The 13,684-nt window shown below is 41.9% G+C and carries 13 protein-coding genes and 1 pseudogene; 10 read left to right on the plus strand and 4 right to left on the minus strand.

The genetic code is table 11. From position 1 onward, the window contains the following. Positions 1 to 28: 28 nt before the first annotated feature. Complete coding sequence (locus tag V7P40_RS07205) at positions 29 to 805, plus strand: ATP-binding cassette domain-containing protein (protein WP_333785299.1); 777 nt, start codon at positions 29 to 31, stop codon at positions 803 to 805. Here V7P40_RS07205 and V7P40_RS07210 read toward each other — a convergent pair. Beyond that, complete coding sequence (locus V7P40_RS07210) at positions 781 to 1,962, minus strand: class I SAM-dependent methyltransferase (protein ID WP_333785300.1); 1,182 nt, start codon at positions 1,960 to 1,962, stop codon at positions 781 to 783. The two genes, V7P40_RS07205 and V7P40_RS07210, sit on opposite strands and share 25 nt — an antisense overlap. A 30-nt stretch (positions 1,963 to 1,992) precedes the next feature. Here V7P40_RS07210 and galU point away from each other — a divergent pair, with 30 nt between their 5' ends. Beyond that, entirely contained in the window at positions 1,993 to 2,880 is an 888-nt protein-coding gene (galU, locus tag V7P40_RS07215; protein WP_333785301.1) for a UTP--glucose-1-phosphate uridylyltransferase GalU, read from the plus strand. Here the strand turns inward: galU and V7P40_RS07220 are convergent. Further along, the gene (locus tag V7P40_RS07220) at positions 2,846 to 5,335 is read right to left on the minus strand and encodes a BamA/TamA family outer membrane protein (RefSeq protein WP_333785302.1); all 2,490 of its coding nucleotides are present in this window, start codon (positions 5,333 to 5,335) and stop codon (positions 2,846 to 2,848) included. The genes galU and V7P40_RS07220 overlap by 35 nt on opposite strands. Positions 5,336 to 5,688: 353 nt before the next feature. On the opposite strand from V7P40_RS07220, the gene V7P40_RS07225 reads away from it, so the two are divergent. The 8 genes from V7P40_RS07225 to V7P40_RS07260 are packed head-to-tail and all read left to right on the plus strand — an operon-like array spanning position 5,689 to position 12,467. Beyond that, positions 5,689 to 6,972, plus strand: a complete 1,284-nt coding sequence (locus V7P40_RS07225; protein ID WP_333785303.1) for a heterodisulfide reductase-related iron-sulfur binding cluster — start codon at positions 5,689 to 5,691, stop codon at positions 6,970 to 6,972. Positions 6,973 to 6,982: 10 nt separating this feature from the next. Further along, entirely contained in the window at positions 6,983 to 8,896 is a 1,914-nt protein-coding gene (gene thrS, locus V7P40_RS07230) for a threonine--tRNA ligase (protein ID WP_333785304.1), read from the plus strand. Between the two features lie 30 nt (positions 8,897 to 8,926). Continuing rightward, positions 8,927 to 9,175, plus strand: coding sequence for a hypothetical protein (locus V7P40_RS07235; protein ID WP_333785305.1), 249 nt, complete (start codon positions 8,927 to 8,929; stop codon positions 9,173 to 9,175). Then, entirely contained in the window at positions 9,172 to 9,972 is an 801-nt protein-coding gene (gene dapB / locus V7P40_RS07240) for a 4-hydroxy-tetrahydrodipicolinate reductase (protein WP_333785306.1), read from the plus strand. The genes V7P40_RS07235 and dapB overlap by 4 nt, the downstream gene beginning before the upstream one ends. Then, complete coding sequence (locus V7P40_RS07245; protein ID WP_333785307.1) at positions 9,973 to 10,389, plus strand: archease; 417 nt, start codon at positions 9,973 to 9,975, stop codon at positions 10,387 to 10,389. Then, the gene (locus V7P40_RS07250) at positions 10,386 to 11,234 is read left to right on the plus strand and encodes a UbiA-like polyprenyltransferase (RefSeq protein WP_333785308.1); all 849 of its coding nucleotides are present in this window, start codon (positions 10,386 to 10,388) and stop codon (positions 11,232 to 11,234) included. Before V7P40_RS07245 ends, V7P40_RS07250 begins: the two co-directional genes overlap by 4 nt. 7 nt (positions 11,235 to 11,241) lie before the next feature. Further along, a complete protein-coding gene (locus V7P40_RS07255; protein ID WP_333785309.1) occupies positions 11,242 to 12,084 on the plus strand; it encodes a glycine--tRNA ligase subunit alpha in 843 nt (280 codons plus the stop codon). After that, positions 12,081 to 12,467, plus strand: coding sequence for a Rid family detoxifying hydrolase (locus V7P40_RS07260; RefSeq protein ID WP_333785310.1), 387 nt, complete (start codon positions 12,081 to 12,083; stop codon positions 12,465 to 12,467). The genes V7P40_RS07255 and V7P40_RS07260 overlap by 4 nt, the downstream gene beginning before the upstream one ends. Here V7P40_RS07260 and thiD read toward each other — a convergent pair. Together thiD and V7P40_RS07270 are read right to left on the minus strand one after the other, a co-directional pair. Further along, positions 12,452 to 13,270 carry a bifunctional hydroxymethylpyrimidine kinase/phosphomethylpyrimidine kinase gene (gene thiD, locus V7P40_RS07265; protein WP_333785311.1) on the minus strand — a complete coding sequence of 273 codons (819 nt, stop codon included), beginning with the start codon at positions 13,268 to 13,270 and terminating at the stop codon, positions 12,452 to 12,454. The two genes, V7P40_RS07260 and thiD, sit on opposite strands and share 16 nt — an antisense overlap. Continuing rightward, positions 13,267 to 13,684 (minus strand): annotated as a pseudogene (locus tag V7P40_RS07270) (IS200/IS605 family accessory protein TnpB-related protein); the annotation flags it as partial. The gene thiD and the pseudogene V7P40_RS07270, both read right to left, overlap by 4 nt.

The raw sequence follows: 13,684 nt of genomic DNA on the forward strand, positions 1-13,684 counted from the left end.
AAAAGATTTTAATATAATTTTTGCAGTGATGGAAAACAAAAACTTTGCCATAGAAATCAAGGGTCTTAGCTTAGCTATAGAAGGAAGACAAATACTTAAGGACATTACGTTTAATGTTAGAGACGGGGAGATATTTACCATACTCGGGGGGAGTGGAAGTGGTAAAACTACCATAACCAAATGCATAGTTAGTCTCCTAAAACCTACCAGCGGACAGATTAAGGTCTTTGAAAAGGATATATCAGCTTTAAGCTCTACAGAGCTAAACGAGCTGAGAAAGAATATTGGATACGTATTTCAAGGTGCTGCCCTTTTTGACAGTCTTAGAGTTTGGGAAAATGTGGTTTTCTACTACCTTGAACATTCAGGTATGAAGGAAGAGGATCTAAAAAATACGGCGCTGAAGTATTTAAGAATGGTAGGTTTAGGAGAAGAAACGCTTGAACTTTATCCTTCCGAACTTTCGGGAGGAATGAAAAAGAGGGTAGGAATAGCTCGTGCCATTGCAACAGAGCCAAAGCTTATCATTTACGATGAACCTACCTCCGGCTTGGACCCCATTACTAGCAGGTTAATAGACAAGCTAATTATTGACTTAAGAGATAAAACACTATCTACCGCTTTAGTGGTTTCTCATGATATGGTCTCCGCCTTTAGTATCTCGGATAGGATAATGATAATAAAGGATGGTCAGGTGGTATTTATAGGCACACCTCGTGAGGTTCTGACATACGAAGATAAGTTCGTCAGAGAATTCTTAAAAAGTGGCTTAGGAGAGCTTCAGAAAACAAACAAAGGCTCATGAAAGACTCTTCTCATTACAGGATAATCATTTACCACACCCTTGGAGAAAAGGAACTGAAACAGATGGTTACTGCCAATGTAGAAAGAAACAGCAGAAGCGGTTAAATACAACTCCCACATTCTAAAAAAGTTCTGACCGTATTTTTCTATTACATATTGGCTAACCTGATAAAACCTCCTTAACCACTCCTTTAGGGTGAAATAATAATGAATCCTCCAGTCGTCCAAATCTATCAAGTTGAAGTCAAAGCCTCTTATAGCTCTTAGCACCTCCTCTATGGAAGGAAGATATCCTCCGGGAAATATATACTTTCTTATCCATCTGCTTTGGGAGGAGGGATGCACCTTACCTATGGTATGAAGCAAAAATAAGCCCCCATTCTCTAAAACACTTGAAACAATTTCAAAAAATCTTCTGTGCCTTCCTTTTCCTACGTGTTCAAACATGCCCACTGATACTACCTTGTTAAACTTTTGGTCTAATTTAGGCAAATCCTCGTAGTGTAGGAGATATACCTTAACCTTTCGCTCTAAGTTAAATTCTCTTATCTTCTCTTTCACATACTCATACTGCTGTTTAGAAACCGTTATCCCAACTGCCTCTATATCATACAGCTTTGCCGCTTCAAGGATGATAGATCCCCACCCACATCCTATGTCCAGCAATCTGTCTCCCTCTTTTAGCTGTAGTTTTTCGTATATTATTCTCCTCTTTTCTTGCTGAGCTTCTTCTAAGGTAGAATCTTTGGATCTGAAAAAGGCACAGGAATAAGTTAAAGAATCATCAAGCCAAAGACTGTAAAAATCGTTTCCCAAATCATAGTGTCTTTGAACCTCTTTTATCTCTATGTACTTCAATATTCCGAAAAACCTAAGAATTAATCTTAATAAATTAGATTCTGAAGCCTTCTTTCTGTCACTAAAATACCTCATACATCCACAAAGCAAATCCTCTAAGCTGCCCTTGACCTCAATATCTCCCTTCATGTAATGCTCACCAAAGCCCATTTCTGGATCTCTGAGTATATCCCTAATTACCTTTGGATGCTTTATCACAACCCTACACTTACCCTCTCCTATTACCCTTCCGTCGTGAAATTCTACTGATAAGCCGCCGTTAACATACCTTGATATATTATCTATCAAACTTTCCACCATTTCACCCCCCCTGTGCTATAATAAAAATCTATGATAAGAAAGGCTGTTTTGCCAGTGGCCGGGTGGGGGACAAGATTTCTACCAGCAACGAAGGCTATGCCTAAGGAAATGTTTCCAGTCATTGACAAGCCGGTGGTCCAGTTTATAGTAGAAGAGTGCCTCCATGCAGGTGTGGAAAACATTATTTTCGTAACAGGAAGGCACAAAAGACCTATAGAGCATCACTTTGACATAAACACTGATCTTGAAAAGCACTTAGAACAGATGGGCAAGCATGACTTGCTGAACAACATAAGAGAATTTAGCAGACTAACAAACCCTATATACATAAGACAAAAAGAACAACTAGGTTTAGGTCACGCGGTTCTTGTTGCAGAGCCTGTTGTGGGTGATGAACCTTTCATAGTAGCCCTTGGAGATATAATCATTGATGGTGAGGAAAACATAATAAAACGGATGATAGAAATATACGAGCGTTTTGGGAAAAGTGTTATAGCAGTTTTTGAAGTGGATAGAAAGATGGTAAGCAAATACGGCATCGTGTCGGTAAAGCCAATAGAGGAGGATATTGGCCTTATAGAGGACTTGGTGGAAAAACCTAAGGAAGAGGAAGCCCCATCCAACCTTGCCATAGTGGGTAGGTATCTCTTCACCCCAAGGATTTTTGAGAAGCTAAAAGTAACACCGGTAGGTAAAGGAGGAGAGATTCAACTAACGGATGCTATAAAACTTTTACTTGAGGATGAAGCAGTTTATTCTATAAAACTGAAAGCCAACGTCTATGACACAGGTTCGCCCCTGGGATATCTAACTACTTTGGTAAACTTTGCCTTAAAGAGGAAAGACATTAAGGATGAGTTTATTAAATTCCTTGAAGACGTCGTCAGTAAACATAGCCAATGGATAAATAAAGCTTAAATTTCTTCAAAAAATTTTTCTCTCCAGGAAAGGCTAAGTCTAACCTCACAGGGCCTATAGGCGTTCTCACACCCGTTCCAAGGCCAAAGCTATGCTTTATATCAACTGGAATAGTATGGGAAGAGCTCACTCCTCCCACATCATAGAACGGGACCGCCACAAAGGGACCCTTTAAGGGTAATTCCAATTCAAGCCTACCAAAGACGAAGGATTTACCACCGTTTGGTTGCCCTATTTCCTCAAAGGAGTATCCTCTCAAATCCCTAAAACCGCCAAGAAAATATCTATCAAATATAGGCACCTGACCCTGGGCTGTGCCACCTGAAACCTTAAAGCTCAAGTTTAAATTTGATCTTATTGGTATAAGGTAGAAGGTAGAGAGTTCAAGCTTGGTGTAGCTAAGATCTCCGTACGCTTTTAAAAAACTCAAGTTATTATAGTGGATACGCTTAGGACTAAAAACGTCATCCTTGTACTCCCTTAGTAAAAAGAACCCGTATTTGTTAGTTGTGACACTTGTTCCTAAGAATTGGTTGTTTGCAACAGAAAAAATGGGACCAATGGAGGTCCACCTGGTTATCCTGTATCCTACGCTCAAGATGAAACCCTCTGCATTTAAGTTATAAGACTTGTGTTCCTGATAGTCTTTGAAAATGCTACTTTTAAACCAAAGTCTTCTCGTAAAGAGAAAGGGGTCTTCAAGAGTAAAACCATAGGTTTCTCTTTTTTCCGTGAGTTTGTAATCGGCGGTAGCTTTTAGACCAATTCCGAACAGATTTTTAAGACCGGCGGATAACTCCAGGACTAACCCCCCCTGCGTGTTGTATCCAAGCTCAAAGCTGTAAAATCCCCTTTTGTCCTCCTGAAGTCTAATCAGTCTATGAACTTGCTTTCTATCCTTGTCTAAAAAGGTATCTATCCTAACTCCGACAAAGGAATTGCTCGTTATAAAGTTATACAAGGTTTCATCTAAAGCTCCTTCTGTATAAAAATCCTCCTTAACTGTCATGTAGGATAACTCCCTTCTGTTGGTTATGTTTGCACCGTAGTATAAATCCAAGCCTGATCTATACCTGGGACCTTTAATAACCTCGTAAGTATATGAGTAAAAGGTGTTATCTTCATCCTCTTCCACGCGAACATCTGCATAAAAGGTCCATTCCATATAGCCTTTGCTTTCAAGATACCTACTGAGTTTCGTGTTTAGCCGTTCTATTACAGAAGAATCGTAGACAGCCGGAAGTTTTCTGTTTACTTCCTGGAAGATTTTGCTTATTTGTTTATCCTCACCAATGTAGGAAATTTGCTTTAATATTTGCTTTTTCCCTTTAACTATTTCAAAGGAAACACTAATAAGTCCTCTTTCTTTATCTAAATCCCTTTTAATATAGCCCTCTGCAAGACTATAGCCCTGTCCCTTCAGTTCTGTTAGCATATCTTCAAGGCGTTTTTTCAAAAATTCTTCATCATAATCTGTATATATACCATCTATAAATGCCAGATATCTTCTGTTTTCCTTTATGTAAAAGAATAATTTTTCCCCTTCAAGATTATAACTAATTTCCACATCGAGAAAGCCTTTTGAGTGGTATGCTTTTCTGATTCTATCCCTAGCATCCTCCAAAGAAAGTAAATCCACTCCTACCTGTCGCAAGTTGGATATTTTTAAAAGCTCTTCGTAGCTGAAAAATTGGTTTCCTTCAAAAAAGATTTCATACTTTCTCCCCTCAAACACAAAAAACACAGGGTAAGCAAGTTTACCCTTACCTGCAATAGCTTTTAACGTGCTTATAGGATGGCTAAAAAAGTTTTTAAAACCTTCCGCCAATGATCCTACCAGTTTTAGTGGGCGCGTTTTGATTTTTGGATCAGTGGGCATAAGGACGTTTAAAAAAGGCTTATCCATACTAACCTTTTGCAAGCCTTCGTAGTATACATAACTGTCCCAGAAGCCCAAATCTAAGTACAATTCCTGCAAATCAAAGATCTTTTTGGAAAGCTCCTCTTCCTTGGCTACCTTGCCTTTTATTAACCCCAGCTTTTCATCTAGGAAATCAGTATCCAAACTTGAACCCTTGTATATCCCACCTCCAAGGAAAAATACATCACCCTCCTTTATGTTTATATCAATCTTGGCAAAACCGAATTCATCAATTGCAAGCGTGACCTTCGCCTGCATCTCAAAGAATCCTCTTTCTCTGTAGAGTTCCCTTAGTTTGTTTTCTATAGATTGTGCATCAGTTTCCTTTAACGCTGTACCTTCATGAAGGGTTAAGTAGTTTAGTATCTCTTCTTTCCAGATTGCCATGTTCCCTCTTATTTTTACTTCTTTCAGTATTGGATACCTCTCCACCTTTATTATTACATCTCCATCCTTCTCCTCCACGCTTACATCCTTCACCTCATCCAAGCTTTTTAGAATTTCTACGATTATGGAATAGTTTTCTTCATTCAAAAAATCTTCTAAATTGTTTTTGGGTAGGGGATAATTAGAGATTAGTTGTACTTTAGAAAGAGAAAGAGAAGGAAAGAGTAAGAGAAAGAACAAAAGAGATAGAACTGCTGGGAAATTCCCAGACAAACCCACTACCTAGTTCCTCCCCCAGGTAGGGCTATTTTTAGCGCTCTAATCTTAGGTATAAGAGGCATTGCTAAGATTATAAATTAGTCCTTTCAAACCCAGAAAATGTGAGTGCGTTCCTTTCTTTAGTTCTCCCCACTGCTTTATTTTTGAAATAGCCCCAATTTTTCTTGACAATTGCAAATCATTTGCATATAATAGTATTTATAAAACTGGAGGTTAGAAAAATGGAATTGGCTATTGGTGGAACAAAAGACTTTGACTTTAACATCAAGGATCCAAAGTTTTTGGACGAAGAGGCTCTCTGGGAAGAGGCAAAGAGAGTTTACTCAAAGTGTAAAGACTGTAGGATGTGCGTGACTTACTGCCCTTCTTTTCCAGCTCTCTTTGATGCGGTGGATAGGCACGAAGATGACATAAGTAAGCTTAGCAAAGAGGAGTTAGCTCTTCCTTTGGAACTTTGTTTTCATTGTAAGCAATGTTATTTCAAGTGCCCATACACTCCACCACACGAATGGAGAATAGACTTTCCGCACCTTTCTCTAAGATACAAGGTTTGGAAGTTTAAAAACAAAGGTGCTAAGCTCACAGACAGGTTTATGGTTAATACAGACTTAGTTGGCAAACTATCCGTCCCCTTTGCGCCCATAGTTAATACGATTAACAACATAAAGCCTGTTAGGGTAATCTTAGAAAACTTCATGGGTATAGATAGAAGAGCAAAGCTTCCACCCATAAACTCCCAAACCTTGGCAAGCTGGTATAAAAAGAACAGAAATCCTGTGAAGGGGGAAAATGGCAAGGTAGTAGTCTTTCCCACCTGTCTTTTTAACTACAACTACTTGGAAAAGGGTATAGCTCTCCTAAGGGTGCTTGAAAAAAACGACCTTTGGGTTGAAATCCCAGAAGTTCAATGCTGTGGCATACCTTTCTTTGATGTGGGAGACATAGATGCATCCATTGCCAAAGCAAAGCACAACGTCCAAATTCTAAAACCATACGTAGATGCTGGGTATGACATTATCGTGCCAGTTCCCACCTGCGCCTTGCAGATAAAGTATGAGTATCCCTTGCTCCTGCCAGACGATCCAGAGGCAAAAAGGGTTGCTGAAAAGATCTTTGACGTGCACGAATACCTGTGGAAGCTTAACGAAAAGGGCAAATTTAACAGAGATTTCAAGGTTTCCATGGGAAGCATCGCATACCATATCCCCTGTCATCTAAAATCCCTCAACGTAGGATACAGAGCTGTAGCATTGATGAGGCTTATACCCAACACTAAGGTAAAGCTCATTGAGAGATGCTCTGGACACGACGGAACCTTTGGTGTAAAGAAACAAACCTTTGATATGGCCTACAAGGTAGGCTCTAAGCTGTTTGAGGACATAAAAAGCTCAGGAGCAGACATTGTGGTATCAGATTGCCCACTGGCAAGCAACCAGATTGAGTTAGGAACAGGGAAAAAACCTCTCCATCCTATAGAGGTGCTTTATAGGGCTTACGGATTATAATTTTTAAGCCATGTTCAAAGTGGTCTTTAATGGGGTTGAGTATGAGGTAGAACAGGGAACCACAGTAGGACGGTTTTTTGAAAAAGTAGGAGTAAAAGATGCCCTCGGTGCAAAGCTAAATGGGAAAATACTGGATTTGCAAACACCCCTAAGGGAAAGTGGGCACTTAGTCCCCATATACCAGAGGGATCCAGAAAGTCTTGAAATAATGAGGCATAGCCTTTCTCACATAATGGCGCAAGCTCTCAAGGAGATATACGGTAAAGAAGTGGTCCATCTTGGTGTAGGTCCTACCACGGAGGAGGGCTTTTACTACGACGTGGAAGTGGAAGGCATCAGAGTAAAAGAGGAGGACCTTCCAAAGATAGAGGAAAGGATGAAAGATATAGTAAAGAGGAATCTTCCTATAATCAGAAAAGAGCTTGAGAGGGAACAAGCCATAAGGCTCTTTGAAAGCTTAAAAGAATACTATAAGCTTGATATTATCAAGAGAATAGATGAACAGGATGTAATATCCGTTTATGAGCAAGGAGATTTTGTAGACCTTTGTAGAGGACCTCATGTGCCTTATACAGGGATGGTAGGAAACTTCAAGCTTACTCACATAGCAGGTGCCTACTGGCAGGGAGACCCCTCCAAGCCCATGCTTCAGAGAATATACGGCATAGCTTATTGGAGTCAAGAGGAGTTAGAAGAGAGGTTAAAGTTCTATGAAGAGGTAAAGAGAAGGGACCACAGGAAGCTTGGTGCAGAGCTTGAGCTTTTCCTGATAGACGAAGACATAGGAGGGGGATTGGTAATATGGCTTCCGAAGGGTGGTATATACAGAAAGACACTGGAAGATTTTTGGAAAGAGGAGCATTTAAAAAGAGGTTATCAGCTTATATACACCCCACATGTCGGCAAGTCCCACTTGTGGCAAACGAGCGGACACCTTGAGTATTACAGACAGAACATGTATCCACCCATGGAGATGGAGCAAGAGGAGTATTTTGTCAAACCTATGAACTGTCCCTTCCATGTGGCAGTGTACAAAAGCAAGCTAAGAAGCTACAAGGAACTGCCCTTAAAACTGGCGGAACTTGGCACAGTATATAGATACGAACTCTCTGGAGTTTTACACGGACTTATGAGGGTTAGAGGTTTTACTCAAGATGACGCCCACATTATATGCACGCCAGAGCAGGTGGATCAGGTAATACACGAAACTTTAGAGTTTGCCATCTGGATGCTGGGAGTATTTGGCTTTGAAGACTTTAAAGTTTATATCTCCACCAGACCACCCGAAGCCATAGGTTCCCAAGAGCAGTGGGAAAAGGCAGAGAGCGCTTTAAAAAAAGCAGTGGAAAGTCTAAAATTAAACTACGAAATTGATGAAGGCGGAGGAGCTTTCTATGGTCCAAAGATAGACGTAAAGATAAAGGATGTCATAGGTAGATATTGGCAATGCTCTACCATCCAGTTTGACTTTAACCTACCAGAGCGTTTTGACATGGAGTATGTAGGTCCAGACAACAAAAGACACAGGCCTTACATGATCCACAGGGCAATCTTTGGCTCCATAGAGAGATTCACGGGCATTTTGTTGGAACACTACGCAGGTTTGTTACCCTTCTGGCTTTCCCCAGTGCAAGCTAGGATAATTCCCATATCCTCTAAGCACATACCCTATGCAAGGGAACTCTTAGACTTTTTAAGATCTTACAAATTTAGGGTAGAGATAGACGAAAGGAACGAGAGACTTTCTGCTAAGGTCAGAGATGCGGAGCTTGCAAAAATACCATACCTGCTGATAGTAGGAGACAAAGAAGTGGAAAGCAGGATGGTCTCAGTAAGATCTAAGAAAGAGGGAGATTTAGGGCAAAAAAGCTGGGAAGAGCTTTTGGAGTTTTTCACAGACTTGGTAGAGAGCAAAGTGTGTTAATATTTTCTCTAAAACTTAGAGGAGAGTGTCATGGAAGAACAAACCTACGCAGTCCCCTTTGCTTTGGTAGGCTTTTTTCTAACTTCCAAGCCTGTGGAAGAAAGCATAAGAAATGACGTAACACCTGAGGAGCTTGAAAAGCTTCAGGAAATCATTCGGAGGATGCTTTTCACCGAGGGTGTTCAAGTTGCCATCTATCCCTCTGTAGTTCCACCAGACCAGGCAGAGGATGCAGTGGAAGAACTTGAAGATATGATCTTTGGAGAGGATGAGGAATGACGAAAATAATCCTCTGTGGAGCCCTTGGGAGGATGGGAAGGGCCATACTGAGGTTATCCGTTGAATACAACAACTTGGAAGTGGTTGCAGGTGTGGAGCATCCAGACTGTCTGAGAGATCAAGACCTTGGAAGGGCTATTGGGATGGAAGAGTTCAAGGGGAAGGTGCTAACCTCAAGGTTGGAAGAAGTTCTTCCTTTGGGTGATGTGGTGGTGGATTTTACAGGAAACACAACCTCTGCCTTAGCCCATGCCAAACTTTCTGCCTACGCACGCAAGCCGGTAGTTATAGGGACCACAGGCTTTTCCCGGCAGCAGGTGGATGAGCTAAAAGAACTCTCAAACTTAGCTCCTGTCCTTCTGTCTCCAAACATGAGCTTAGGGGTAAATCTTCTGTTCAGACTTGCACAGATAGCAGTAAAAGCCCTAAAGGACAAAAACTTTGACGTGGAGATCTTAGAAATACATCACAGATTCAAAAAGGACGCTCCAAGTGGGACAGCTTTAAAACTTCTTGAAGTATCCGCCCAAGCTCTGGATAAAGATCCTTCCAAGTTGGGTAAGTTCGGAAGGGAAGGTGTAGATCCAAGAGGGGATGAAATAGGGGTCATGTCTCTGCGGGGTGGAGATGTAGTCGGAGAGCACACTCTCTACCTTATAGGCTTTGGAGAGAGGATAGAGCTTACCCATCGGGCAACCTCCAGAGACATATTCGCCAGGGGAACCTTAGAAGCTTGCCTGTGGATAAAGGACAAACCACCAGGATTTTACAGCATGCTTGACGTGCTGGGAATATAGATGAGCTTTTACGAGATTATAGAAGATGTAACTGCAGATACGGGTATAAGGGTTAGGACAAAGACTTTAGAGGAGCTCTTTTGTAAAGCCATACTTGCCACCTTTAACGAGATAACAGATATAGAAAACGTTAAACCTTCAAAAAGGGTAGAATTAGAAGTGAGAGGAGAGCTACCTTACCTTTTAGCGGATACCATAAACCAGGCTTTGGTTCTGCACGAGAAAGAAAAGTTCGTGGTAAGCAAGTGTGAGTCAGTAAAGTTAGGGGAAGATTGGGTTAAAGTGGTGCTCTTGGGTGGAGAGTATGATCCAAAGATCCATCCGTCCAAGCTGGTAATAAAGGCAGCTACATACCATAGGTTAAGATTGGAAAAAGTAGGAGAGGAGTTTGTAGCAGAGGTGATATTTGACATATGAACCTAAAAGCTTACGCAGAGCTTACTAAGTTTGAACACACCATCTTTGCCTTGCCCTTTTTGCTATCTTCGGTGGTCCTTCTTGTGGATAGTTTTCCTTCTCTTTGGAAGCTCTTTTGGATACTCTTGGCTTTCCTATCCGCAAGGACCTTGGGCATGTCTTTAAACAGGCTGATAGACCTACCCATAGACAGACAAAATCCACGCACGAAGGATTGGATACACGCAAGGGGGGAAGTATCAGAAGAGAGTATAAAAAGGTTAGCTGTCTTTTCGGGAGCTGTGTTTTTACTTTCCTCTGCTATGATAAACCTATACACCCTCTTGCTGGCACCTGTGGTTTTAATTTTGCTTGTGTTTTATCCCTATGCAAAAAGAATAACTTACTACCCCCATCTTGTGCTGGGTATGGTTTATTTTCTCATACCAGTGGCGGTTGATGTGGCCATAAACGAGCAAGTATCCAAGATCGCTCTCGTGCTTGGAGTTGGGATGGGCTTTTGGGTTGCGGGGTTTGACGTTCTTTATTCCCTTCAGGATTATGAGTTTGACAAATCCTACGGTCTTAAGTCCATACCAGTCAAGTTTGGGCTCGGAAGGGCAATAAAGGTAGCCAGGGTTTTCCACATTATAACTTTTCTGTTTCTTTTTAGTTTGATCTTTTTGGTGGATTTTCTGGGTTTTATCTATGTCCTTGGTATGCTCCTTCTTGGAGCTTTTCTTTTCTACGAGCACTCCCTTGTAAAAGAGCACGACCTTTCAAAGATAAACAAGGCTTTTTTTACAGTTAATGGCTACGTGAGCATAGCATACTTTTTGACAGTTCTCTTTGATAGATTGCTATAATTTTCCTATGTTCTTCCAAGACATCATCATAAACCTACAGCGTTTTTGGGCTGAAAAGGGATGCGCAGTTTGGCAACCTTACGACATAGAAACAGGGGCTGGGACGATGAACCCAGCTACGTTTTTGAAAGTGCTTGGACCCAAACCATGGAACGTGGCCTATGTGGAGCCATCAAGAAGACCAAAGGATGGAAGATATGGAGAAAACCCAAACAGGCTTCAGCACTACTTTCAGTTTCAAGTAATACTAAAGCCTGCACCAGACAATCCGCAAGATATATATCTTGAAAGCTTACAAGCCTTAGGCATAGACCCAAAAGAGCACGATATTAGGTTTGTGGAGGACGATTGGGAGTCTCCCACTTTGGGTGCTTGGGGCTTGGGATGGGAAGTTTGGCTTGACGGTATGGAAATAACTCAATTTACTTACTTTCAGCAGGCTGGTGGGATAGATCTTGAAGAAATCTCCGTGGAAATTACCTATGGGCTGGAGCGTATCGCCATGTATCTTCAGGGTGTGAATAGCGTTTATGACATAAAGTGGAATCAGTGGCTCACTTATGGGGATGTGTTCAAGCGTGCTGAGTATGAGTGGAGCGTGTATAACTTTGAAAAATCTAACCCAGAACTTCTTTTTAATCTCTACGAGCTATACGAGAGAGAGGTAAAAAGGCTACTCCAAGAGCGGTTAGTTCTTCCCGCATACGACTATCTCCTCAAATGTTCCCATACTTTTAACCTCTTAGATGCAAGGGGTGTAATATCCGTGCAGGAAAGGGCAAGATATATACGCAGGATGAACAACTTGGCAAAGGAGATAGCCAAGCTTTACCTTGAGGTGTATGCATGAAGACAGAGGTTTTTACGGATAAGGCACCAAAGCCAGTAGGTCCTTATTCTCAAGCGGTAAGGGTAGGAAATTTCCTGTTTCTTTCAGGACAGATAGGCATAGAGCCAAGCACGGGCAGGTTAAAGGAAGACTTTCAGGAGCAAGCAAAACAGGCTTTTGAAAATGTAGGTGCGATCCTTGAGCAAGCAGGATACTCTTGGGAAAACGTGGTTAGGGTTGTGGTGTATCTAAGGGACCTCTCAAAGTTTAGGGAGTTAAACGACATTTATGAGAAGATCTTCAAAGAAGTAAAGGTTAAACCAGCAAGAAGCACTGTGGAAGTTAGCAACCTACCACTTGGAGCAATGATTGAAGTGGAAATCACCGCCTACAAAGAAGGGTAGAACTGCCACATGTGGTTTAACGGTCCGTGCCCCTTTCCGATGCTAAGAGAGTGCTTTATAGCTCCCTGCACGTAATCCCGAGCCTTCTTTACCGCTTCCTTGAGCTCTAAACCTTTTGCTAAGTAGCTGGCTATTGCGGAAGCCAGAGTGCAACCGGTGCCATGGGTGTTTTTTGTATTTATCCTTTCGTAAATTAAATACTCAAAGCTTGAACCGTCATAAAGAACATCCACAAGCCTATCTCCTTCCATATGACCACCTTTAACAAGAACCGCCTTAGTCCCAAGGGAGTAGAGTAATTTACAAGCCTGCTCCATATCTTCCACGGTCTTTATCTTTATACCTGTAAGGGCCTCCGCTTCTGGTATGTTCGGTGTAATGATGGTGGCTAATGGTATAAGAAGCTCCTTGAGAGCCAATTCGTCAGAGCTTTTCAAAAGGGGATCTCCAGACTTTGCCCGCATAACTGGGTCCACGACCAACTTCTGGATGTTAAAGTCCTTTATAGCCTTTGCCACCACTTCCACTATTCCGCTGTGAGAAAGCATACCTGTTTTTACCACATCCACGCCTATGTCCTCTACCACCACCTTTATCTGCGCATAGACCACCTCAGGTGGCAAATTCCACACCCCAAAGACTCCAACCGTGTTCTGAACGGTAATGGAAGTAATTGCACTCATTCCAAAAACACCAAGGGCTGTGAAGGTCTTAAGGTCTGCCTGGATACCTGCGCCACCTCCACTGTCAGAACCTGCTACAGTTAAAACCCTCGGTATGAGGCTGTTCCGAAAATCCCTCATCGAGACGTCCCCCCAGCCCCTAAAGGAACTAACCTGCTCTTCACCCTTTCCCACACCCCCTTCAAAACTTGCCAAGGACTTTGACTGGTTTTACCCAGCCCCTGTTTGGGATTCCTTCCCTTGGCTTCCTTACAGGACCTTGGCTCACTCCGAAGGCTTTCAAGCTCTTTTAAGCTTTCATGAACTTTCCTTAGCTCATCCCTCCACTCCCTTTCCTTCTCCTCATAGCGGAAAACGGCATACTCTAAGTATTCTCTGTCTGATAAGAGCTTTAGATAATTCTCTGGTATTTCTTCCTTCAAACTTAGCGCCCTCCTTCCTATAAAATATGCCCCAGCTATATCCTTGTCTATCCCAAACTGTGGTACATACTTCAAAGCTCCTATCACTGACGTGTAAGCTGGATTTACTTTG

Origin of the sequence: Thermocrinis sp., assembly GCF_036781485.1 — a bacterium.
Classification (GTDB): Bacteria; Aquificota; Aquificia; order Aquificales; family Aquificaceae; genus Thermocrinis.